The sequence below is a fragment of the Flavobacterium filum DSM 17961 genome, assembly GCF_000425465.1.
GTDB lineage: Bacteria > Bacteroidota > Bacteroidia > Flavobacteriales > Flavobacteriaceae > Flavobacterium > Flavobacterium filum.
In genome coordinates this window covers 60,487-81,927 of record NZ_AUDM01000004.1, presented here as the reverse complement: position 1 = coordinate 81,927, position 21,441 = coordinate 60,487, and the positions used below count along the sequence as shown (strand labels likewise).

General features: G+C 35.1%; 19 protein-coding genes. 8 read left to right on the top strand and 11 right to left on the bottom strand.

Annotated elements, in window-relative coordinates; genetic code table 11:
• Positions 1 to 32: 32 nt before the first annotated feature.
• From H601_RS0101795 to H601_RS0101745, 11 genes are all read right to left on the bottom strand, one after another.
• Complete coding sequence (locus H601_RS0101795) at positions 33 to 779, bottom strand: maleate cis-trans isomerase family protein (RefSeq protein ID WP_026709918.1); 747 nt, start codon at positions 777 to 779, stop codon at positions 33 to 35.
• A gap of 141 nt (positions 780 to 920) precedes the next feature.
• Positions 921 to 1,829, bottom strand: a complete 909-nt coding sequence (locus tag H601_RS0101790; protein ID WP_026709917.1) for a fumarylacetoacetate hydrolase family protein — start codon at positions 1,827 to 1,829, stop codon at positions 921 to 923.
• A gap of 48 nt (positions 1,830 to 1,877) precedes the next feature.
• Positions 1,878 to 3,059 carry a retropepsin-like aspartic protease gene (locus H601_RS0101785; RefSeq protein ID WP_026709916.1) on the bottom strand — a complete coding sequence of 394 codons (1,182 nt, stop codon included), beginning with the start codon at positions 3,057 to 3,059 and terminating at the stop codon, positions 1,878 to 1,880.
• 18 nt (positions 3,060 to 3,077) lie between these two features.
• Positions 3,078 to 4,178, bottom strand: coding sequence for a cupin domain-containing protein (locus tag H601_RS0101780; protein ID WP_026709915.1), 1,101 nt, complete (start codon positions 4,176 to 4,178; stop codon positions 3,078 to 3,080).
• 66 nt (positions 4,179 to 4,244) lie between these two features.
• Positions 4,245 to 5,228 (bottom strand): carbon-nitrogen hydrolase family protein, encoded by a 984-nt coding sequence (locus tag H601_RS15050; RefSeq protein WP_035655409.1) that lies wholly within the window; start codon positions 5,226 to 5,228, stop codon positions 4,245 to 4,247.
• A 97-nt stretch (positions 5,229 to 5,325) separates the two neighbouring features.
• Positions 5,326 to 5,748 (bottom strand): acyl-CoA thioesterase, encoded by a 423-nt coding sequence (locus tag H601_RS0101770; RefSeq protein ID WP_026709914.1) that lies wholly within the window; start codon positions 5,746 to 5,748, stop codon positions 5,326 to 5,328.
• 76 nt (positions 5,749 to 5,824) lie between these two features.
• Positions 5,825 to 7,402 (bottom strand): AMP-binding protein, encoded by a 1,578-nt coding sequence (locus tag H601_RS0101765; protein ID WP_026709913.1) that lies wholly within the window; start codon positions 7,400 to 7,402, stop codon positions 5,825 to 5,827.
• A 6-nt stretch (positions 7,403 to 7,408) separates the two neighbouring features.
• Positions 7,409 to 8,230 (bottom strand): KilA-N domain-containing protein, encoded by an 822-nt coding sequence (locus H601_RS0101760; RefSeq protein WP_026709912.1) that lies wholly within the window; start codon positions 8,228 to 8,230, stop codon positions 7,409 to 7,411.
• A gap of 33 nt (positions 8,231 to 8,263) precedes the next feature.
• Entirely contained in the window at positions 8,264 to 8,788 is a 525-nt protein-coding gene (locus tag H601_RS0101755) for a DUF2461 domain-containing protein (RefSeq protein WP_169628242.1), read from the bottom strand.
• Between the two features lie 14 nt (positions 8,789 to 8,802).
• Positions 8,803 to 11,112, bottom strand: coding sequence for an oxidoreductase (locus H601_RS15045; protein ID WP_035655368.1), 2,310 nt, complete (start codon positions 11,110 to 11,112; stop codon positions 8,803 to 8,805).
• A 52-nt stretch (positions 11,113 to 11,164) separates the two neighbouring features.
• A complete protein-coding gene (locus tag H601_RS0101745) occupies positions 11,165 to 11,770 on the bottom strand; it encodes a flavin reductase family protein (RefSeq protein ID WP_026709910.1) in 606 nt (201 codons plus the stop codon).
• Between the two features lie 256 nt (positions 11,771 to 12,026).
• On the opposite strand from H601_RS0101745, the gene H601_RS0101740 reads away from it, so the two are divergent.
• From H601_RS0101740 to H601_RS0101705, 8 genes are all read left to right on the top strand, one after another.
• Positions 12,027 to 12,446 carry an IS1/IS1595 family N-terminal zinc-binding domain-containing protein gene (locus H601_RS0101740; protein WP_026709909.1) on the top strand — a complete coding sequence of 140 codons (420 nt, stop codon included), beginning with the start codon at positions 12,027 to 12,029 and terminating at the stop codon, positions 12,444 to 12,446.
• A gap of 110 nt (positions 12,447 to 12,556) precedes the next feature.
• Positions 12,557 to 13,936 (top strand): hypothetical protein, encoded by a 1,380-nt coding sequence (locus H601_RS0101735; RefSeq protein WP_026709908.1) that lies wholly within the window; start codon positions 12,557 to 12,559, stop codon positions 13,934 to 13,936.
• A gap of 17 nt (positions 13,937 to 13,953) precedes the next feature.
• Complete coding sequence (locus H601_RS0101730) at positions 13,954 to 14,214, top strand: DUF4212 domain-containing protein (protein WP_026709907.1); 261 nt, start codon at positions 13,954 to 13,956, stop codon at positions 14,212 to 14,214.
• Between the two features lie 100 nt (positions 14,215 to 14,314).
• Positions 14,315 to 16,027 carry a sodium:solute symporter family protein gene (locus H601_RS0101725; protein ID WP_026709906.1) on the top strand — a complete coding sequence of 571 codons (1,713 nt, stop codon included), beginning with the start codon at positions 14,315 to 14,317 and terminating at the stop codon, positions 16,025 to 16,027.
• 79 nt (positions 16,028 to 16,106) lie between these two features.
• Positions 16,107 to 16,301 carry a hypothetical protein gene (locus H601_RS0101720; protein WP_026709905.1) on the top strand — a complete coding sequence of 65 codons (195 nt, stop codon included), beginning with the start codon at positions 16,107 to 16,109 and terminating at the stop codon, positions 16,299 to 16,301.
• On the top strand, positions 16,294 to 18,987 hold the full coding sequence (locus H601_RS0101715) for an ATP-binding protein (protein ID WP_026709904.1): 2,694 nt from the start codon (positions 16,294 to 16,296) through the stop codon (positions 18,985 to 18,987). The genes H601_RS0101720 and H601_RS0101715 overlap by 8 nt, the downstream gene beginning before the upstream one ends.
• A gap of 2 nt (positions 18,988 to 18,989) precedes the next feature.
• A complete protein-coding gene (locus H601_RS0101710) occupies positions 18,990 to 19,361 on the top strand; it encodes a response regulator transcription factor (protein WP_026709903.1) in 372 nt (123 codons plus the stop codon).
• Between the two features lie 80 nt (positions 19,362 to 19,441).
• A complete protein-coding gene (locus H601_RS0101705) occupies positions 19,442 to 21,337 on the top strand; it encodes an acetate--CoA ligase (RefSeq protein ID WP_026709902.1) in 1,896 nt (631 codons plus the stop codon).
• Positions 21,338 to 21,441: the final 104 nt, after the last annotated feature.

The window sequence follows — 21,441 nt, the reverse complement described above, 5'->3', positions numbered from 1 at the left end:
AAATTTTTATAAATAAATATCAATTGTTTCAATCAATATTTTCCATTCAACAATTCGCCTCCAATAGTTGATTTGGCTTCAATTCCTAACTTTTTCATCATTTCATAGGTTGTGCAAACCGCAGCAGAGGTTACCGGAATACCACATTCGGCTTGAATCAAATCGATAGCTTCTAACGAAGGCATTTGCACACAAGCGGAAGTCACTAAAACATCTACATCCGTTAAATCCAATTGTTTGTAGATTTCCAATAAATTCATTGGATTTTGAGCCGCTACTTCTAAATTATCAGGAATTTCCAGGGCAATGCTTTCTTTCACTTTGATGCCTTGGTGTTCAATATAATCTACCACTTTATCGGTAAGCGGACGCATATAAGGTGTAATGATGGAAATTTGTTTCGCTCCTAGTACTTTCAATCCGTTAATCAATGCTCCTGCAGAGGTCACAATAGGAGTAGGGAAGTCGTTGGCAATGGTTTCTTGATGCAAATTCACTTCGGAAACGCAGTGATAACCTCGACCCATACTCATAATGGCTACTAAACAAGCATAGCCCATCACATCTACATGAGCATCGGATAATTCTTGAGCACATTTTAAACTCATGGCGTCCATGGCTTCCAACTCTTCTTTAGTGACTTTTTTCATTCGCATACGGCTGGAGTGAAAGGTGAATCGTTCCGGTAAAATGGTTTCCCTTGCTCTGAAAATGGCAGGAATTTCAGTTTCCATTGTTATGTTTGAGGAAGGGACGATTTGGCCTATTTTGTATTTCATTTGGTATAATTTTATGAACACAGATTGATAAAATCTGAGAAATTTTAAAAATCTTATTTGTTTTTTATAATTGTTTTTTTGGAATACAGATTTTAGAAATTATAATAATTTTAAAAATTTCTTAAATCTGTGTTCAGAAATTTATATTTCCTTGATGGTATTAATTATCGTTCCAATTCCCTCCACAGTCGCTTCCACCACATCGCCATCCCACATCCATTCTTGCGGATTTCGTCCGGCACCTACTCCGGCTGGTGTTCCGGTAGCGATGATGTCACCGGGTTCTAAAGTGAAAACAGTGCTTAAATCTTCAATCAAATCATTGATGTTAAACAGCATGAATTGGGTATTGGAATTTTGTTTTTCCACACCGTTAACTTTCAATGACAAATTCAAGTTATGCGGATTCGGAATTTCATCTTTCGTAACCAAATACGGTCCCATCGGGGCAAATGTATCTTGTCCTTTGGAAACAATCCATTGTCCTTCTCTCCGGCAATCACGAGCGGAAATGTCGTTGATAACCGTATAACCAAACACATAATCTAAAGCTTCAGCTTTGGGTACATACTTTCCATATTCTCCAATCACAACGGCCAATTCCACTTCCCAATCTAGTTGTTGGGTTAGTTTTGGGTTTAACAGAATATTGGTATTAGTACCGGTTACCGTTGTAGGTGGTTTTGAAAATATGATGGGTTTTTGAGGAAGTTTACCTGTCGTGTCGAGAGTTCTTGCACTTTCTGCAACATGTTCTGTATAATTTAAACCAATTCCGATAATGTTTTTTCGTGGACGCTGAATAGGAGCCAAAATTTCAACTTCTTCAAACGTATAACCAATTTGTTCAAAGTCGATTTCACGGGTTTCTTTGATCATTTCTGTGATTTCTTCAATGATTTCAAATCCCAAATCAATTAAATCTAACATATCAATTGGTAACGGAAAATTGGATATTTCTCCAAAATCTTCCATGTCAATGATAAGATTGTTGTGTAAAAAGCCTAATCGGGGTTCGGTTTGAGGTGTTTTATAGGTAAGTAGTTTCATTTATTAAGGTTCTAAGGTATTAAGGTTATATGTAGAAGTGAAAACGTATTATTCTATTTTCAAAATTTGAGTGGTAGAATTTTCTTTAGATTTTACTTCCAATTCATAGGATTGATTACTTTTACGAAATTTTTTGATTTTCACAATATCACAAAAATCCATTTGTTCAAGATAAAAAGAATCTACCCTAATTATTTCATCTCCAAACTTAATTTTTTCGCGAAGCTGTTCATTCCAAACAAATCCAATGGAATATTTATTATCCATAATTGTTGCACTATACATTGGAGCTTTTTGATCTAATACGACAGATTCATTGGCTTCGAAATAAAATTTTTTGTTTTTAAAATCAATAATGATATCGCCATGTTGTAATAAATCTAATCCAATTCGAGAATTATTATCATCAGTAGTATTGCTTATCAGGTTTTTAAAGGTGGTGTTATTTAATTTGAAAAACGGTAAATTAAATAGTACTTGTTCGCTAACAGGAGCTGTTCCAAAAAGGCCAATACCATTTGAACCGGAACTTCTTGATAATTCGTTCCAAATATTTTCTTTGGAAAGTATGCCGAAAGCCCTTTTTGACATTTCAAAAAAGCCATCCATTCCGGTATCAATTAAGACATCTTCAACTACACGATTTTTTTTATCCGAAGAATAATCCACTTCAATATATGGTGATTTTTGTTGTCCAATTAATAATAACTTTGAAGGCTTAGATTGTGGATTTAATTTCTTGATATCATCAGTAACAATAATCTTTTTGTTTTTTAAACTGATTTTCAGAATTGATTTATGAAATAAATTGCTCCCAATAAAACCATCCATTTTAAAGCATTTCAATATAAAATGATTTTCTAAATCACTAACTAATGCTACATTATTTTCAAAAGATAAATCACCAAGTTCTATTGAATGAATGGCTACTAATTCCATTTCATCTGATTGACTATTGGCATCAGATACTTTTATCTTTTTTGATTTTGTAGAATTTATATCTTCTAAAACTCGTTTTGAAATGACGTTGGGAGCACCGGTATCTAACAAAAATGAATACGTTTTATTATTGATAACCACAGGAAGCATAATTTTATCATTGACTATCTCAAAATCAATTTCCTGATAATAATCTTTTTGATTAATTTTCCCTTTATCTAAAGCTAATTTTTGGGAAAATAATGGACTTGATAGAAATAAAAATACCAGTAATTTGCTTAATCTTATCATTTACATATATTTTTTATATTATTGAAAACCATTGTTTTCAGAATACTCTTTTTCCTGATACAATCCCAATCCTTCAATCACAGGTAAATCATTAAAGGCAAATAAACACGCATCTTCAGATTCAGAAAGATTATGATGTTCGTGCCAAGCCCAAGATGGAACACAGAAAATATCTCGCTCTTTCCAATCAAAACGTTGCCCGTTGATGATAGAATAGCCTTTTCCTTTGGCACATTGGTAAACAAATGAACCGGTATGCTTATGAGCTTTTCCTTTAAATCCGGCAGGCAATAATTGCATCGAAGCTCCCATCGTTTGCATCACATGACCTCCGGTTAACGGATTAGAATATTTCATGAAAATTCCATCAAAAGGATTAGGTTCTTTCACTTTCTGTGTTTCAAGTAATGATGGATAAACTTTTGACCACGAATATTTAAAAAGAGGAGAATAGGGTTTGTTCCACGTTTTATCAGCTGGAATGAGTCCGGCACAACCATAGGTCATTGGTGAGTAGTTTAATGGAGCTGTCAAGGGTTGTTTACCATCATAAACTGCATAATCATTGGCTTCTAGAGCATTCACCAACGGAATATCGAGTCCGTCCTGCCAAATGCAGGTTTTTCCACCTTCTTCAACACCATGTTCATGCCAAGTAGAGTTGGGTGTGATGACAAAATCATTCACCTCCAACATAATTTTATTACCATCTACAACGGTATATCCTTTTTCGCCTTCCATAATAAAACGTAGGGCAGAAGCACGATGCCGATGAGCAGATGTAAATTCACCCGGACGAGTGACTTGAATTCCGGTGTATAACCATCCCACAGCAGCGGCAACGTCTTTACGTTTGTCGTTGACCAAATACACCACACGACGTCCGGCTTGTTCAGGCGTAACAAGTTCGGATGATTTAAGGACCAATTCTCGTAAATCGTCATATTTCCATAGCATCGGAACAGAATTGGCACGTGGTTCCCAAGGTTCTATATCATTGGCAACCGTCCATAAAGCACCGGCACCCAGATTTTTTAATTCTTTGTAATAAGCTTTTAGTTCATCAGAATCTTGCACTCGTGCTCTTCCGTAAACGTCGTCTGAATGTTTTGCGTCCATTGTTTATTTAAATTTTTTTACACCTGACAGGTTTCAAAAACCTGTCAGGTGTAGAAACATTAATATTTATTTCTTATTAAACTCCTCCTGATTATCAATAAACGTAATCTTTCTCGTTGGAGCGGTATTTACCCGTAAATCAAAGATATCAAATCGGTTGTAATGTCCCAAAATATCGTGCATTTGTTTTGGTTGAATGCATTTTTCCAAATCGATGTCGGCATACACAATTCCTTCGTCATCAATCAAAGGTTCGCCCACAACAGCTCCGTTAGGACCGATAATTCCCGAGAAAGCAGAACTCTTTCGTGTCAATAATTCTTCGATATTCGGAACATCCGGTTTCAAAACGTCCATAATTTCCTTTGAAATCGTGGAACAGGAAACAATGGTAAACAATTTCCCTTCAAACGAATGAGCTGCGGCACGAATTTTAATTGCTTCCGCCATGTTGTAATCGGGTGGAGCAACGGGAAGCGAAATATAATTGGCAATATGAATCAATTCGCCTTGTGATAATAACGTAAATCGAGCTAATGTATTCGTGTTTTCACCACACGCCAAAGTGCCGATGGGACCGATTTCGGTTTTATATACTTTTAAGGAGGAACCATCACCGCTTGACCAAGTAAGTTTTTCTGCCCAAGTGGGGACTAACTTTCGGTGTTTTCCGATAAGCGTTCCGTGGTTATCGATGATGAGATTGGTATTGTAAATTTCGCCATAACTATCGCCACGTTCATTAATTCCGATGACCACGTGCATATTGAAGTTCTTTGCAGCTTGAAATATCGGTTTCATCGACTCATCTGATAAAGCAACTGAATTTTTATACAATTCTTCGTACCATTTACTGCCTTGCACAGGTGTCATAATCCAGTTCCAGTAAGGATATCCGGCAACGAAAACTTCCGGAAATGCAATTAATTTAGCACCATTTGAACTGGCTTCTTTAATGAAAGAAATCGCTTTTTCAATGGTTTTATCAACGTTTAAAAAAACGGGTGAGGTTTGAACGGCGGCGGCTTTGAATTTGTGGAATTGAATCATAATTAATATTTTTTTTAACACAGATTTAAGAAATTTTAAAAATTTGAATAATTGTATTTTTCTGATTTCTCTAATTTTTCAAATCCGTGTTCCCATTTTATATTTTAAAATTTGAAATTTTCTCCTTCATTTCCTCAGAAAAACATTCTGCTTTGATTTTTTCTCGGTCTTCGGCTATTTTTACGTTAACGAGAGTTACTTCGCCTTCTAAAACGGTTAATTCCTTTTCATTCACAAATTGAAATCCGCATAATACAGAGGCAAAACCGATATCTTTTACCCATAATTTTTTGGTCAACACTTCTCCCAATCGAGCTGGATTTTTGAATTGGATTTTTAAATCAACAGTTGGAATACCATTCGTTTCATGCATTTTTGAAAACGGTCGGTCGAGTGCTTCTTCAAACCAATCTTCTACTAAATCGTTGAGCATTTCCAAAAATCGTGGATAAAACACAATGCCTGCGTAGTCAATGTGTTTGAATTTTATTTTTTCTTGTTTGGTGAAAGTTTTATTCATCTTTATTTGTTTTTCTTAGCCACGAATTACACGAATTTTCACGAATTTAATTTGTGTAAATTAGTGTAATTCGTGGCTACTTTAATTTAAACCGCTGTATTTTCCCTGTCTCCGTTTTAGGCAAAGCTTCCGTAAAGTAAATCACTCTCGGATATTTATATGGAGCAGCTACTTCTTTGAACCAGTGTTGAATATGGTTTTTCATATTGTCTGTTGCTTTAGCTTTATCTTTTAGAACAATATGAGCACAAACTAACATGCCACGATCATCATCGGGTAAACCTACTACGGCACATTCCAGAATTTCTTCGTGGGTTAAAAGTACGGATTCTACTTCAATTGCCGCTATATTATATCCTGAAGAAATAATCATATCATCGCCACGAGCCACAAACCAAAAGTAACCTTCTTCATCTTGCTTGAAAATATCTCCGGTAATGTTCCAACCATTTTGAACGTATTCTTGCTGTTTTTCTGTACGATTCAAGTATTTACAACCTGTAATTCCACGAACGGCTAATCGGCCGGGTTCGTTTCTGGAAACTTCATTGCCATTACTATCAATAATTTTTGCTTCATAACCAGTAATAGCGACTCCGGTGGCTCCGGGTTTCATGTTTTCTTCGTTGGATGAAATGAAAATATGTAACATTTCGGTAGCTCCAATGCCGTCGATAATTTTTAATCCGGTCGCGTTGTGCCAATCTTCCCACACTTTTAAAGGCAAGGTTTCTCCTGCAGAGACACATTTGCGTAAGCTGGAAATATCATAGTCTTTTACTTTTGTTGTGATGATTCGCCAAGCCGTTGGAGCTGTGAAACAAATCGTGATTTTATGGTCTTGAATGGCTTGCAACAAAATATCCGGCGTTGGTTTTTCAATTAAAAATGTGGAAGCACCAAAATACATTGGGAACAAAACCAATCCACCCAAACCAAAGGTAAAACCGATGGGCGGACTTCCTGTAAAGACATCATTTGTTTTCGGTTGAAGCGAATAAACTGGAAAAGCCTCACAAATATTCAAAATATCTTTGTGATAATGAGCTGTCATTTTGGGCAAACCGGTTGTTCCCGAAGTAAAACCGATTAAGGCAACACTATCTGATTTGGAATGAAAATTGTCAAATGTTTTCGGTTTGAATGCCATTAATTGTTCTAATTGTGCATTGCCGTAGAAGCACGTTTTTTGAAGAAAATTCGATTTTACTAAATGCATTTCTTCTTCCAATTCTTTATCGCACAAGGCAATAGAAATCTCAGCACAATCGATAATGGTAGTCAATTCTTTCGAACGCAGTAAAGGCATTGTTGCAACAACAATTCCGCCTGCTTTTAAGACTGCAAACCAACAAGCAACCATCATGGGATTATTGGCAGACCGTAATAAAACCCTATTTCCGGATTGCAATCCTAAATCGTCAATCAAAACATGTGCAATTTGATTTGCTTTTTCATATAAGCCTTGATACGCCCAGGTTTCTTCAAAAGTACGAAGGCATGGAGCATTACCATGACCATTTAGAATGTGAGCATCTAAAAGACGTTCGACACAATTGAGCATTTCGGTTTCGTACTTTCCTTTTAAATAAGTAGGCTGCAAGTCGATGCTTGGAAGGAAATTGTGGGCGAAGTTGTCGTCAAAATGTTTCATGAGCTACTACTTTAATTTTTTTACTTCTTTAGAATGAACTAGCGATTTCATTTGAGTAATGGCAACTTTATTGAGTTGAATAAGCCGTTCACTTTGTGACAAACCTTGTTGAATAAGTAGTGCGTTTATACTTTCCAAATTACTCAGGACTACTAATTGCTCCAAAGTGGCAAAATCTCGAATATTTCCTTTTTGAGTCAAATTATTTTCTCTCCATTCTTTGGCTGTAATTCCAAATAAAGCTACATTCAGTAAATCCGCTTCATTTGCATAAACAAAACTCACTTGTTGCTTTGTAATTTCAAGCGGAATTAAATTTTCCTTAATCGCATCCGTATGAATGTGATAATTAATTTTTGAAATCGTACGTTGTAAATTCCATTCTAAATTCAAACGATCGTTTTCACTTTCTTTTAATCGTTGGAATTCTTTGATTAAATATAATTTAAATTCAGGACTTAACCAACTACCAAACTCAAAAGCCAAGTCTTTGTGAGCATATGTTCCTCCGCCATACCTACCTGATTTTGAATAAATACCGATTGCATTTGTTGCTTCAACCCATTTTTTTGGTGTTAAGTGAAAAGAATTTAAACCGGCTTCCTTTTTAAAGGTCTCGAATCCGCCACCTTTAAAATTTGGGTTGTGTATTTGTTCCCAAATACCTAAAAACTCCAATGTATTTCTGTTTCGCATCCAGCTGTAAATGAGGTCATCACCGCCAAATTTGGCAGTCATATCTGTCAATGAAATATAGTCATCATTATTTTTTGATGAAATAGTAATTTCAAAACCTTGAACTTCTATTTTAGATTTTTTTTCTTTCATTTTTTATTGCTTAGAAACTGAGTTGCAGAGATTTTAGGCAACACCGTTAATTGCGATATTTTCTAGTTTATTTGTGTTCAAATTTATTTTCATAATCCAATAGGAAATTCCGCCGTCCAAAATCATTTTATATTCTTCTTTCCAAAATCGATTATCTTGTTTTTTACTATTCTTGTCTAAATAAAATGAAATATGGAGCATTTTATCACCATCAGAATTAATATAGCCTAAATATTGTCTTTTATAATCCTTTAAATTTCTGGAAATGAATCTTCCATCTTTACTTTTTAATTTTTTTAAACCTAATCTTAAAATATGCTCAGCTAGATTAACTTCTTCAATAGTAGGGGTAAATCTTTTAAGTGAATTTTCAATTGCATTGGATTCAAAATTTTCATTAAAGACTTCTCCAATACTATTGTTATTTCGAATCAAATAAGCATTTTCGTTTTCTTTTATTTCAATAAAAGGAGTTGATTTACAAGAAGAAAATAGTACTATCATCAAAAGTAATAGAGCATTTCTTATGGACGAAAAATTCCTATTGATTTTTGTCATTGTCATTGATATTGTTATTTCTTATTACTCTTCGGCTTCAATGCTTTTTTCATTCCTTCCAATTGCTTCCGTTCAGCTGCTTTTAACGAATATAAATGAGAACTTCCCATTTTATATGGTAACGGAATATCATCCGTTTGCACATTTTCATACGCTTGAGCATTTCTAACAAAGTTAGCATCCGCCAATAATGGTCGGCCTAATGCCACTAAATCAGCTCTTCCATTCAAAATAATCGTATTAATTTGATCAATGTCTTGGATAAATCCGGCTGTTATGGTGGGAATATGAACCGTATTTCGAACCAAATCAGAAAAAGGCGTTTGCCACATTCTGCCCATTTGCGGTTTTTGGTTTGCCACCGTATTTCCGGTGGAAACATTAATAATGTCTGCTCCGGCAGATTTAAATGCATTGGCAATATAAATCACCTCTTCCTCTGAAATACCGTTTTCCGCCCAGTCACAAGCAGAAATTCGAACTGACATGGGTTTGTGTTGCGGAAAAACATTTCGCATTTCTGAAAATACTCTTAATGGAAATTTTATTCGGTTTTCGATATTTCCTCCAAATTCATCTGAACGACAATTTGTCAATGGCGATAAAAACGAAGCTAATAAAAATCCATGATGAGCTTGTAATTCAATCATATCAAAACCGGCTTGGTCGGCATTTTTGGCGGCTTGAACAAATTCTGCAGTGATTTTATCCATATCTTCCAAAGTCATTTCTTTTGGCGTTGCCAAGTTGGAATGAAATGGAATAGGAGAGGCGGAAAGTAATTCCCAAGCCTCATCAATCGGTTCATTTTGCCCCTCCCAAGGTTTTTTGATGGCTCCTTTTCTACCGGAATGTCCGAGTTGGATTCCTATTTTTGTTTGTGTATGTTGATGAATAAAATCCGTAATTTTTTTCCATTCAATCACTTGATTTTCATTGTAAATACCTGTACAACCTAAAGTGATACGTCCGGTTGAAGAAACCGCAGTCATTTCGGTTAAAATCAATCCAACTCCACCCGTTGCTCGACTTCCGTAATGCACCAAATGCCAATTGTTCACCAAACCGTTTTCGGCGGAGTATTGACCCATCGGAGCCATCACAATTCGGTTTGGTAATTCTAAATCTCTTAATTTAAAAGTAGAAAATGCCGCTGATTTTGAGTTGAGAGTTGAGAATTGGGAGTTTTGAGTTTCAAAAAATTCATTCAAAACCTTATCCGTAAATGATTTATCTCTAATTTGTAGATTTTCAAATGTCACTTTTTTGGAACGCGTCATGCATCCAAAAGCAAATTGATAGAAAGGATGTTGCATGTGTCTATCCATATTTTCAAACCAATCCAACGAAACCAAAGCGGCGTATTGAATCATTTCCACCGTATTTCTACGTGATTTGTCATATTGTTCAAAAGCGGCTTGCACATTGTTGGGATTTGCAATTACAGCATCTGACAAACCAATTGCGGAATCCATCGCCAATTTTGTTCCGGAACCAATGGAGTAGTGGGCCGTAGCTTTCGCATCACCCAGTAAAACGATATTGTTGTAAAACCATTTTTCGTTCGTTACGTGCGGAAATTGTCGCCAATGTGATTTGTTAGAAATAAGTGGATGTCCGTCTAATTCATCTTTGAAGATTTCAGCCATTTTTTGAATGGTATCTTCCTCGTTAGTGACTTCAAAACCAAAATTTTGCCAAGTTTCATCGTTACATTCAAAAATCCAGGTACTCATACCTTCTTCGTATTGATAGGTGTGAGCCACGATGGTGCCGAAAGGTGTTGTTCTGAAAAAATAGGTAAACGCATCCAAGGGTTTGGTGGAGCCTAGCCAAACAAAACGGTTCTTTTTGAGTTCGATTTTGGTGCCGAATTCAGAAGCATATTGTGTTCGAATGGCACTTCCAATTCCGTCGCAGGCGACAATAATATCCGAATCAGCAAACTGACTTAAATCATCAACATTTTGTTCAAAATGTAGGTTGACACCTTCTTCACGACAACGTTGATGCAATAATTTTAGTAACGTTTTTCGGGAACAACCACAAAATCCGTTTCCGGAAATGTTTACGTTTTGACCGTCACGGGCGATAATGATATCATCCCAATAGGCAAATTCGCTTCGAATGAGTTCATAGGATTTTAAATCTCGCATTAAAAATTCGCCTAACGTTTCATCTGAGAATACCACGCCAAAACCGAAACTGTCGTCGGGTTTGTTGCGTTCGTACACGTCAATTTGGCAATTTGGCATTGCTTTTTTGGTTAGTATGGAAAAGTAGAGTCCGCCTGGGCCGCCACCGATTACTGTTATTTTTTTCATTTTTAATTTGACACGGATTTCACCGATTTACACTGATTTCTTAAACATTAAATTACGCTCTTTTAATCGAAAAAAGTTCTCCCAACGTACTATAATTCGAACCTGCTAAACGAGCTACGGGTTTATAAACGTCTAAATTTATTCGATTGTTTTCCATCAAAATAGCATCATCAATATGAATGGTTTTTATTTTTCCAATGACAATACAAGCACCGCCACCCTCATTATTATCCATAAAATAGTGATGAATCATTTCACATTCAAAATGAATCGGACTTTCTTTTACACGTTTGGGTTTGATGAAAACAGAGTCGATAGGAGTAAGGTTGGTCAATTCAAATTCATCTACATCGGATGGAACCGATGCAGAAGTGGCATTCATTTGTTCGACAACATCCATGGTTACCAAATTCACAACAAATTCTCCATTGTGCAACACATTATTCAGCGTGTCTTTGTATTGATTATTATCTCTTCGGGTGGAAAACATTACACACGGCGGATCGCTCGAAATCATATTAAAATAAGAAAAAGGGGCGAGATTATTGATTCCGTCTTTGTCAATTGTTGAAATCCAACCAATTGGTCTTGGAATGATTGTTCCGGTTAATAATTTATACAAAACAGATGGATCTGTTTCATTTGTATTGAATTGCATAGATTTAGTGTTGTTTCTACAAATTAAAGAAAATTGACTGAATATCTTTTCATTTCAAAAGCTAAAAATGTATAGTAAGTTATTAACGATGCTCTAAACATCCTAAAATCAAACTATTTTAAAAATAGCATAATTTTATACAAAATGTAATTTTTTCCTAATAAATTTAAGCACTTCGTAAATTTTCCTAAAATAAAATATAAATAATGTTTTTATATTATTGCTAAATTAATATATTTATGCAAAATTTTTATATATGGAGATTTTAGCGTGTCCGAAATGTCAAAATAATCAAATTGTAAAAAGCGGTATTATCAAAGACAGACAGCGGTATTTGTGCAAAAAATGTAACTATTACTTTACAGTCAATAAGTTAGGAAAAAAGATAGATGATTACTATGTAACTAAAGCATTGCAATTGTATTTGGAAGGCCTGAGTTACCGTGAAATTGAACGGATTATTGGAGTTTCCCATGTTACCGTGAGCAATTGGGTAAAAGAGTTTAAAATCAAAAAACCGGCTCACACCGATTATCATCCCACTTATAAGATTTACAATCATTTAGAATTAGTAGAATTCCTAAAAAACAAGGATCAACTCAAAGGAGCCGGGATGATTATTACTGAATTAGGTGATAAATTTATGCTTATAAAATGGGAACGTTTCAAAGATTAACTATAGTAGTTTACAAAAATATATAACAAAATTTTTTTCTGGATTTTTAAAATAGAATTTAGTGCTGTCAAAATAGACAAACTAACCCTTATTTAACCAAAATTCTATTTATGAAAAAAGTATTATTTACAATTAGTCTTTTGATGTCATTCGGCTTTGCTTTTTCACAAGGCTCAACGGATTACGGAGGTGGACTAAAATTTAATTTAAATCCGGAAGGAACCAAATACATGCGTTTTATTGCATGGAATCAGATTTGGTTGCGTTCTTCTGAAATGAATCCGGGAACCATGATTGGAGATGAAGCAATTACTAAACAAGAAGACATTGGTCTTAGACGTCTGCGTTTATTGGCTTACGCACAAATTTCTCCGCGTTATATGATTGTAACGCATATTGGTATCAACAATCAAACCTTTATTAATGGCGGTGCCTCAGGTTCAGGTGGAACCGGCGGTTATGGTAATGGTAAAAAACCGGGATTGTTTTTCCATGACGCATGGAATGAATACGCAGTTGTGTTACCAAAAGAAAACAAACCTTTTAGTTTAAGTTTAGGTGGAGGTTTACATTATTACATGGGATTGTCTCGTATGACCATGTCATCAACGTTGAATTATTTGACCATTGACGCACCAATATTTAATTGGCCATTGATTGAAAACTCCGATCAATTTGCACGTCAAATCGGAATTTTTGCAAAAGGAAAATACGATCGTTTTGAATACCGTTTGAGTTTAAATAAACCTTTTGCTACCAACAATGTTCCGGTTGATGTAACAAATTCAGATTTGGCAAGAGCTGTAGATAATAATCACAATGCCAAATGGTCAAAAGCAGGTTATTTTGAATATCACTTTTTTGATAAAGAATCGAATTTCCTACCTTTTAAAGTGGGAACGTATTTAGGAACTAAAAAGATGTTTAACGTTGGTGCCGGATTTTATACCGCACCAAGCTCGACTGTTATTTCTGTAAATGGTGAAATTGAAAAACATGCTACCAATTTATTTGCCGGTGATGTCTTTTTAGATTTACCTGTTGGAAAAAAAGAGAAAAAAATGGCTGTAACTGCTTACAGTGTATTTTATTCGTATGATTTTGGGCCAAACTATTTGAGAAATATTGGTATCATGAACGAAGGTGTTGCTGATGCAGCTTTTACCGGTAATAAAGCTTTGGCTGGTCCGGGAAATCTTCAACCAATGATTGGAACAGGTACAATTTGGTACACCCAAGCAGGATTTTTGTTGCCTAATTCAAGCGAGAAACCTAAAGTAAGAATTCAACCTTATGCTGCATTAAGTCACAAAAATTTTGAAGCATTAGAAAAATCAAGTAATCAATTTGATTTTGGAACTAATTTCTTTTTAGATGGTCATCATGCTAAAATAACTGCACAATATTCAAACCGTCCTGTTTATACTGCGGTTGATAAAATAGATTCATATAAAGGTGAATTTTTATTGCAATTACAAATATATTTATAATCTTAAACAAACTAATCATGAGTAACCAAGCTAACGCTACAGCCTATTGGAAGGAAAATTTAAAATACCTTCTAATTTTATTATCCATTTGGTTTTTAGTTTCTTACGGAGCCGGGATATTATTTAAAGACGCATTAAATGCAGTCAAAATTGGTGGTTTTCCACTCGGGTTTTGGTTTGCACAACAAGGGTCAATCTATGTTTTTGTGATTTTGATTTTTGTGTATGTTCGACTAATGAATAAATTGGATAAAAAATACGGATACGACGAGGAATAGTCTTCTGTTGTCGGTTATCAGTTTTCTGTAAAATATTAAAATTTAAGTAACTCAGCTGCTCAGTACCTCAGCTACTCAGCAACTCAAAAAAATAAACAAAATGGATGTACAAATTTGGACATATATTATAGTAGGGATCACATTTGCTCTCTACATCGGAATTGCAATCTGGTCTCGAGCCGGATCAACTAAAGAATTTTATGTTGCCGGCGGTGGTGTTTCACCTATCGCAAACGGAATGGCAACTGCTGCAGACTGGATGTCAGCCGCTTCCTTTATTTCAATGGCGGGAATTATTTCTTTTGCCGGATATGATGGAGCGGTTTACTTAATGGGTTGGACCGGTGGTTATGTTTTATTAGCCTTATTATTAGCTCCTTACCTCAGAAAATTTGGAAAATTTACGGTGCCGGATTTTATAGGTGATCGCTATTATTCCAAAACAGCTCGTTCAGTGGCAGTTTTTTGTGCTTTGATCGTATCGTTTACGTATGTAGCGGGACAAATGCGTGGAGTAGGAGTAGTTTTCTCCAGATTCTTAGAAGTAGATATTAATACAGGAGTAATTATCGGGATGATAATCGTATTGTTTTATGCTGTTTTAGGTGGAATGAAAGGGATTACGTATACACAAGTGGCTCAATATTGTGTCTTGATTTTTGCTTTTATGGTTCCAGCTATTTTTATTTCCATTCAAATGACAGGTAATCCAATTCCACAATTAGGAATGGGAGGAACAATGGCCGATGGTTCAGGAACGTATTTATTGGATAAATTAAACGGATTGCAAACAGAATTAGGATTTGATGAATACACAAGCGGTTCTAAATCAATGATTGATGTATTTGCTATAACATTAGCATTAATGGTTGGAACTGCAGGATTACCTCACGTTATTGTTCGTTTTTTCACCGTTAAAAAAGTACGAGACGCCCGTAAATCAGCAGGTTGGGCATTGTTGTTAATTGCGATTCTTTATACTACTGCACCAGCTGTTGCGGTATTTGCTAAAACTAATTTAATTCAAACTGTAAGTGATAAAGAATATAGTTCTATGCCACAATGGTTTGTGAATTGGGAAAAAACAGGATTGTTAACTTTTGAAGACAAAAATGCAGACGGAAAAATTCAATATGTAGCCGATAAAGATGCCAACGAATTAAAAATTGACAATGATATTATGGTATTGGCTAATCCCGAAATTGCGAATTTGCCCAATTGGGTAATTGCATTAGTAGCGGCAGGAGCTTTAGCTGCTGCATTATCAACGGCTGCCGGATTATTGTTGGTGATTTCTTCTTCTGTTTCGCATGATTTAATTAAGAAAATGATCAACCCAAACATTTCAGAAAAAAGTGAACTATGGGCTGCTCGTGGATCTGCTGCTGTTGCGGTTTGTATTGCAGGATATTTCGGAATCAATCCACCAGGATTCGTTGCTGCCGTAGTGGCTTTAGCGTTTGGATTAGCCGCAGCTTCATTCTTCCCGGCCATTATTTTAGGTATTTTCTATAAGAAAATGAATAAAGAAGGTGCAATTAGTGGAATGGTAGTTGGAATGTTATTGATGATTTACTACATGTTGAAATTTAAATTCGGTATCTTCGATGGTGGAAAAGAAGTAGTAGATTCGTTAAAACCTGATTGGTGGTTTGGTATTTCACCGGAAGGTTTCGGAACAGTAGCTATGATTGCCAACTTTGTTGTAGCTTTGGTAGTGAATAAATTTACACCGGAACCACCTCATGATGTTCAGGAAATTGTGGAAAACATTCGAATTCCCTCTGGAGCAGGAGAAGCTGTTGACCATTAACTGATAATCAATGTTTTATAACATACTCTGCTTTTGAATATCAAGAGCAGAGTTTGTTTATAAAATGAAAAATGAAAATATGAAAAAAAGGCATCTTCAAAAATTTGTAATTCTTAGTTTGTTGCTTTGGGTAGCGTTTAACTTCCCAATTCTATTGCTGTTCAATAACTCCGATGCAATTTTTGGAATTCCAATCATCTATTTTTATATTTTTTCTGTTTGGACTTTATCCATCATTTTATCCTTTTATTTTTTAAAAAAATACAATGAATAGCGGGTATTTATTAGTCATATTACTCTTATATCTTGGATTACTTTTCTTTATTGCACAATGGGCAGAAGGAAAAGGAAATTCAAAATGGACAAATAATCCCTATGTTTATTCACTTTCACTTGCGGTGTATTGTACCACTTGGACGTACTACGGAAGTATTGGTGTGGCAGCCAATTCAGGTTTGAATTTTATTCCCATCTATCTCGGTCCGGTTATTGCCTTTCCGGCTTGGATTTTGATTCTAAGAAAAATAATTCGCATTTCAAGAGTCAATAAAATTTCGAGTATTGCCGATTTTATTTCCTTACGATATGGCAACAGTCGATTCATGGGGGCTTTGGTTACACTAATCGCATTAATAGCCATTTTACCCTATATCGGTTTACAATTAAAAGCTATTTCTGAAACGTTTCATATTGTTACAAATTCTGAGGAATCTAACAATGTATTTTTTGATACTTCTACTTATGTTGCGATTGTTTTAGCCGTATTTGCTTCTTTTTATGGTACTCGCTACGTAGATGCTTCCGAAAAGAGAAAAGGAATTGTAACGGCTGTGGCAATGGAATCATTACTCAAATTATTCTTTTTCATTATACTTGGATTGTATGTTACTTTTTATGTTTTTGATGGTTTTGATGCCATTTATGCCAAAGCTTCTTTGATGGAAAGTTTCGAAGAAAGAAATACAATTCATGGTTTAGAAGGCGGAATGAACTGGATGATGCTCATTGTTTTATCGTTCTTTTCGATATTTTTATTACCTCGACAATTTCATATGTCAATTGTAGAAAACAACCGAGAAAAGCACATTAGAACTGCCATTTGGTTATTTCCACTGTATCTTTTGTTGTTCAATTTGTTCGTTTACCCAATTGCATGGGGTGGAAATATTTTATTTGAAGGAAAAAATGTTAATCCGGATATGTTTTCCCTTTTGATTCCACAACTTTTTGACAATACAATCATGACAGTAATGGTCTTTTTGGGAGGATTTTCTGCCGCCATTTCTATGATTGTGGTTTCATCGATTACGCTTTCAACTATGTTGAGTAATAATTTATTGATTCCGTATGGCGTTTTAGGTTCGTTACAAAAAGATAATCAGGAAAGCAATAGCGAAAGAATTGTAAACATTAGACGAATTGGTATATTTCTTCTAATCATTTTAGCTTTTATTTATTACCGCTACTTTATCATGGATTTTTCGTTGGTATCGGTTGGAATGATTTCATTTGTAATTGTTGCCCAACTCGGTCCCGCTTTTTTTGGAGCTATTTTTTGGAAAAGAGGCTCACTAAACGGAGCAGTTGCCGGTATTGTGGTGGGAATGTTAATTTGCTTTTACACCATCATGTTGCCTTTTTTGCTGAGTTCAATTAATCCGGGAAGTAATTTCTTTAAAGAAGGTTTTTTCGGATTCACGATATTACAACCTTTTCAGCTTTTCGGATTGGATTATCTGGATCCTATTCCACATGCTCTTTTTTGGAGTTTGCTATTTAATGTATTGGTTTATATGGCTGTTTCTGTTAGTTTCAAAGGAAATTATCGCGAACGAAATTATGCAGAAATGTATGTTGATATCGACAAATACATCAACAATCACGAAAATGCTTTTGTGTGGAAAGGAACGGCTTATGTATCTGATATTCAAAAAGTTTTAAAGCGTTTTCTAGGTGAAGAGCGAACCAATCGTGCACTTTCTATTTTCAAAATGAAATATAATATCGCTCCTGATAATTTGATGGCAGATGCACGATTAGTCAAATTTGCAGAAAACTTACTAACCGGACACATTGGCACTGCTTCGGCTAAAATTTTAATTGAAAGTGTAACCAAAGAAGACAAAATCAGTTTACCGGAAGTCTTAAAAATATTAGAGGAATCGAAAGAAAATCTTATTATCAACAAAAAATTAACGGAAACATCCAATGAATTAAAAGAGCTTTCTTCTCAATTGAAAAAAGCCAATGAGAATTTGGTTTTGAAAGACAAACAAAAAGATGAATTTTTGGATACTGTTACGCATGAACTACGAACGCCAATAACCGCCATTCGTGCCGCAAGCGAAATTTTACATGACGATGATGAAATTCCGGATGAATTGAAAAAGCAATTTCTTCAAAATATTATTACCGAATCAGATCGTTTAAATCGTTTGATTGATAAAATTTTGGATTTGGAAAAATTTGAAACCGGTAAGCAGAAAATTTATCCAACTCAAGGGAGTATAGTTCAAACCATTTCAAAATCACTATCGCCTTTGCAACAATTGATTTCTAATAAAAAAATACACGTTGAATTTGATGAAAATCAGAATACCACTTTTATTTCTTTTGATGAAGAAAGAATCATTCAAGTGATTACCAATTTGGTTTCCAATGCTATTAAATTTGCTGATGAAAAGGATGGAATAATTATCATCACCCTTTCTGAGCATGAAGATGAATATCTGAAAGTGAATGTTTTTAACAACGGAAAAGGAGTCAATCCCGAGGATTTAGAGTCTATTTTCGACAAATTTTATCAATCCAGCAATCAAAATATTAAAAAACCAATCGGAAGCGGTTTAGGATTAGCCATTTGCAAGCAAATCATTGAAGCTCATAAAGGCAAAATTTGGGCAGAAAACGTTCAAAATGGCGTAACCTTTTCATTTACTCTTCCTAAAAAAATACAATAAAGATGAAAAAGATTTTATTAGTAGATGACGAACCCAACATTATCATGTCGTTGGAATATACGTTCAAAAAACAAAATTTTGAAGTATTTATCGCTCGTGACGGTCAAGAAGCTCTGGATATTTTAAAAACAGAACAACCGGATGTAATTATTCTCGACATCATGATGCCCAATGTTGATGGTTATGCTACCATTGAATCGATTAAAAAGAATGAAAAATTAACCCATTGTAAAGTCATTTTTCTCTCTGCCAAAAACAAAGAAAGTGATATTGAAAAAGGTATGCAATTAGGAGCTAATGCCTATATGACGAAACCTTTTTCAATTAAAAAATTAGTGGATCAAGTGAATGAATTGCTTGCTACTAGTTCATAGTCCTCAGTTCTCAGTCCTTAGTTCATAGTCCTTAGTAAGTAGTGAAGAATGAATTACAATATTAGAAACAACACACAAAAATGAAATATTTAGCATTATATCAAAAAAGTCTTGACAATCCTAAACAATTTTGGAGCGATCAAGCTGAATCTATACATTGGTTTAAAAAACCGCAAACCATTTTATCAAAAGACAAAAACGAGTATCCACTTTGGTATGCCGATGGCGAATTAAATGCGTGTTACTTGGCAATAGATAAACACATTGAAGACGGTTATGGTGAGCAAATTGCCATTATTTATGATTCTCCGGTTACGCAAACCGTAAAAAAATATACGTATAATGAAGTAAAAACAGAAGTGGCAAAACTTGCCGGAGGTTTACTTTCATTAGGCATTAAAAAAGGGGAAACGGCGGTTATTTATATGCCAATGATTCCGCAAGCCGCTTTTGCCATGTTGGCTTGTGCTCGAATTGGAGTCACTCATTCCGTTGTTTTTGGCGGATTTGCTCCTCATGAATTGGCAATCCGAATAGATGATTGTAAACCAAGAATTATTTTAACGGCGTCTTCCGGTATTGAAGTAGATCGTTTGATTGCCTATAAACCTTTAGTTGATGAAGCCATTGAATTAGCGAGTCATAAACCCAAAAAAGTGGTGGTTTTAAACCGAAAATTAGGAGCGAGAGTTCCTTTCAAAAAATACGATGTCGATTATGATGCGTTAGTGTATGGTTCAGAAGAAGTTGATTGTGTTTCGGTGGAATCGACTCATCCGTTATATGTTTTATATACATCGGGAACAACCGGAAAACCCAAAGGAATTGTCAGAGATACAGGTGGTTATGCAACCGCACTTAAATTTTCTATGCAATACATTTACGGAGCTCAACCCGGTGAAGTCTTTTGGGCCGCTTCAGATGTAGGTTGGGTAGTCGGACACAGTTACATTGTTTATGGTCCTCTCATCAATAGAAATACAACTGTTTTATTTGAGGGAAAACCAATTAAAACTCCTGATGCTTCAACTTTTTGGCGAGTGATATCAGATCATCAGGTAAAAGTGATGTTTACTGCTCCAACCGCTATTCGAGCCATCAAAAAAGAAGACCCGAATGGGGAATTTATCAAACAATACGATTTGTCGTGTTTACGAACCCAATTTTTAGCTGGAGAACGTTGTGATGTTGCTACTTTGGAATGGTATAATGAGCATATTCCGGTTCCGGCCATTGACCATTGGTGGCAAACGGAATCTGGTTGGCCGATGATTGCTAATATGATGGGAGTGGAGTTTTTGCCAATCAAACCTGGTTCAGCCGGAAAAGCAGTTACCGGTTATGCTATTCAAATTTTGGGTGAAAACGGTCAAGAATTGAATTCCAATGAAGAAGGATTTGTAACCATTAAATTACCCTTACCACCCGGAACGATGTTGGATTTATGGAACGATACTGAACGATTTCATTCCGGCTATTTACAAAAATTTCCCGGTTATTATTTTTCAGGAGATGGAGGATTTAAAGATGAAGAAGGATATATTTTCATTACCGGAAGAGTGGATGATGTTATCAATGTGGCAGGACATCGTTTGTCAACAGCCGAAATGGAAGAAATTGTAGCTTCGCATTCGGCGGTGGCTGAATGTGCCGTAATTGGTGTAAATGATGAACTTCGTGGACAAATTCCTTTAGCCATGATAGTAGTAAAAACCGGTAATGAAATGGAACATTTTCAATTGGAATACGAAATTGTTCATTTGATTCGTGAAAAAATTGGTGCGGTAGCTTGTTTGCGAAATGTAATGGTTGTTCAACGTTTACCCAAAACGCGTTCAGGAAAAATTTTAAGAAAGTTATTGAGAAGTATTGTTGATAAAGAAAATTTTCAAATTCCATCAACAATTGACGATGAAGCAATTATTGACGAAATTCAAGGAGTAATTGAGTTATATACAAATTCAAAGCAAAAATAAAACAGATTTCATAAAATAAGCTATATCTTTTTAGCAAAGATATATTGCTATTAAAGGATAGAATACATAAATTTACATGATATTAAAACTAAAGTTGAAACAAT

Excerpts from the sequence above, each read along its gene's own strand:
- H601_RS0101715 (WP_026709904.1), top strand. The coding sequence starts at position 16,294 with ATGAATAGCGGGTATTTATTAGTCATATTACTCTTATATCTTGGATTA.
- H601_RS0101755 (WP_169628242.1), bottom strand. The coding sequence starts at position 8,788 with ATGACAAAAATCAATAGGAATTTTTCGTCCATAAGAAATGCTCTATTA.
- H601_RS0101780 (WP_026709915.1), bottom strand. The coding sequence starts at position 4,178 with ATGGACGCAAAACATTCAGACGACGTTTACGGAAGAGCACGAGTGCAA.
- H601_RS0101785 (WP_026709916.1), bottom strand. The coding sequence starts at position 3,059 with ATGATAAGATTAAGCAAATTACTGGTATTTTTATTTCTATCAAGTCCA.
- H601_RS0101745 (WP_026709910.1), bottom strand. The coding sequence starts at position 11,770 with ATGCAATTCAATACAAATGAAACAGATCCATCTGTTTTGTATAAATTA.
- H601_RS0101730 (WP_026709907.1), top strand. The coding sequence starts at position 13,954 with ATGAGTAACCAAGCTAACGCTACAGCCTATTGGAAGGAAAATTTAAAA.
- H601_RS15045 (WP_035655368.1), bottom strand. The coding sequence starts at position 11,112 with ATGAAAAAAATAACAGTAATCGGTGGCGGCCCAGGCGGACTCTACTTT.
- H601_RS15050 (WP_035655409.1), bottom strand. The coding sequence starts at position 5,228 with ATGATTCAATTCCACAAATTCAAAGCCGCCGCCGTTCAAACCTCACCC.
- H601_RS0101795 (WP_026709918.1), bottom strand. The coding sequence starts at position 779 with ATGAAATACAAAATAGGCCAAATCGTCCCTTCCTCAAACATAACAATG.
- H601_RS0101760 (WP_026709912.1), bottom strand. The coding sequence starts at position 8,230 with ATGAAAGAAAAAAAATCTAAAATAGAAGTTCAAGGTTTTGAAATTACT.
- H601_RS0101710 (WP_026709903.1), top strand. The coding sequence starts at position 18,990 with ATGAAAAAGATTTTATTAGTAGATGACGAACCCAACATTATCATGTCG.
- H601_RS0101770 (WP_026709914.1), bottom strand. The coding sequence starts at position 5,748 with ATGAATAAAACTTTCACCAAACAAGAAAAAATAAAATTCAAACACATT.
- H601_RS0101740 (WP_026709909.1), top strand. The coding sequence starts at position 12,027 with ATGGAGATTTTAGCGTGTCCGAAATGTCAAAATAATCAAATTGTAAAA.
- H601_RS0101705 (WP_026709902.1), top strand. The coding sequence starts at position 19,442 with ATGAAATATTTAGCATTATATCAAAAAAGTCTTGACAATCCTAAACAA.
- H601_RS0101790 (WP_026709917.1), bottom strand. The coding sequence starts at position 1,829 with ATGAAACTACTTACCTATAAAACACCTCAAACCGAACCCCGATTAGGC.
- H601_RS0101720 (WP_026709905.1), top strand. The coding sequence starts at position 16,107 with ATGAAAAAAAGGCATCTTCAAAAATTTGTAATTCTTAGTTTGTTGCTT.
- H601_RS0101725 (WP_026709906.1), top strand. The coding sequence starts at position 14,315 with ATGGATGTACAAATTTGGACATATATTATAGTAGGGATCACATTTGCT.
- H601_RS0101765 (WP_026709913.1), bottom strand. The coding sequence starts at position 7,402 with ATGAAACATTTTGACGACAACTTCGCCCACAATTTCCTTCCAAGCATC.
- H601_RS0101735 (WP_026709908.1), top strand. The coding sequence starts at position 12,557 with ATGAAAAAAGTATTATTTACAATTAGTCTTTTGATGTCATTCGGCTTT.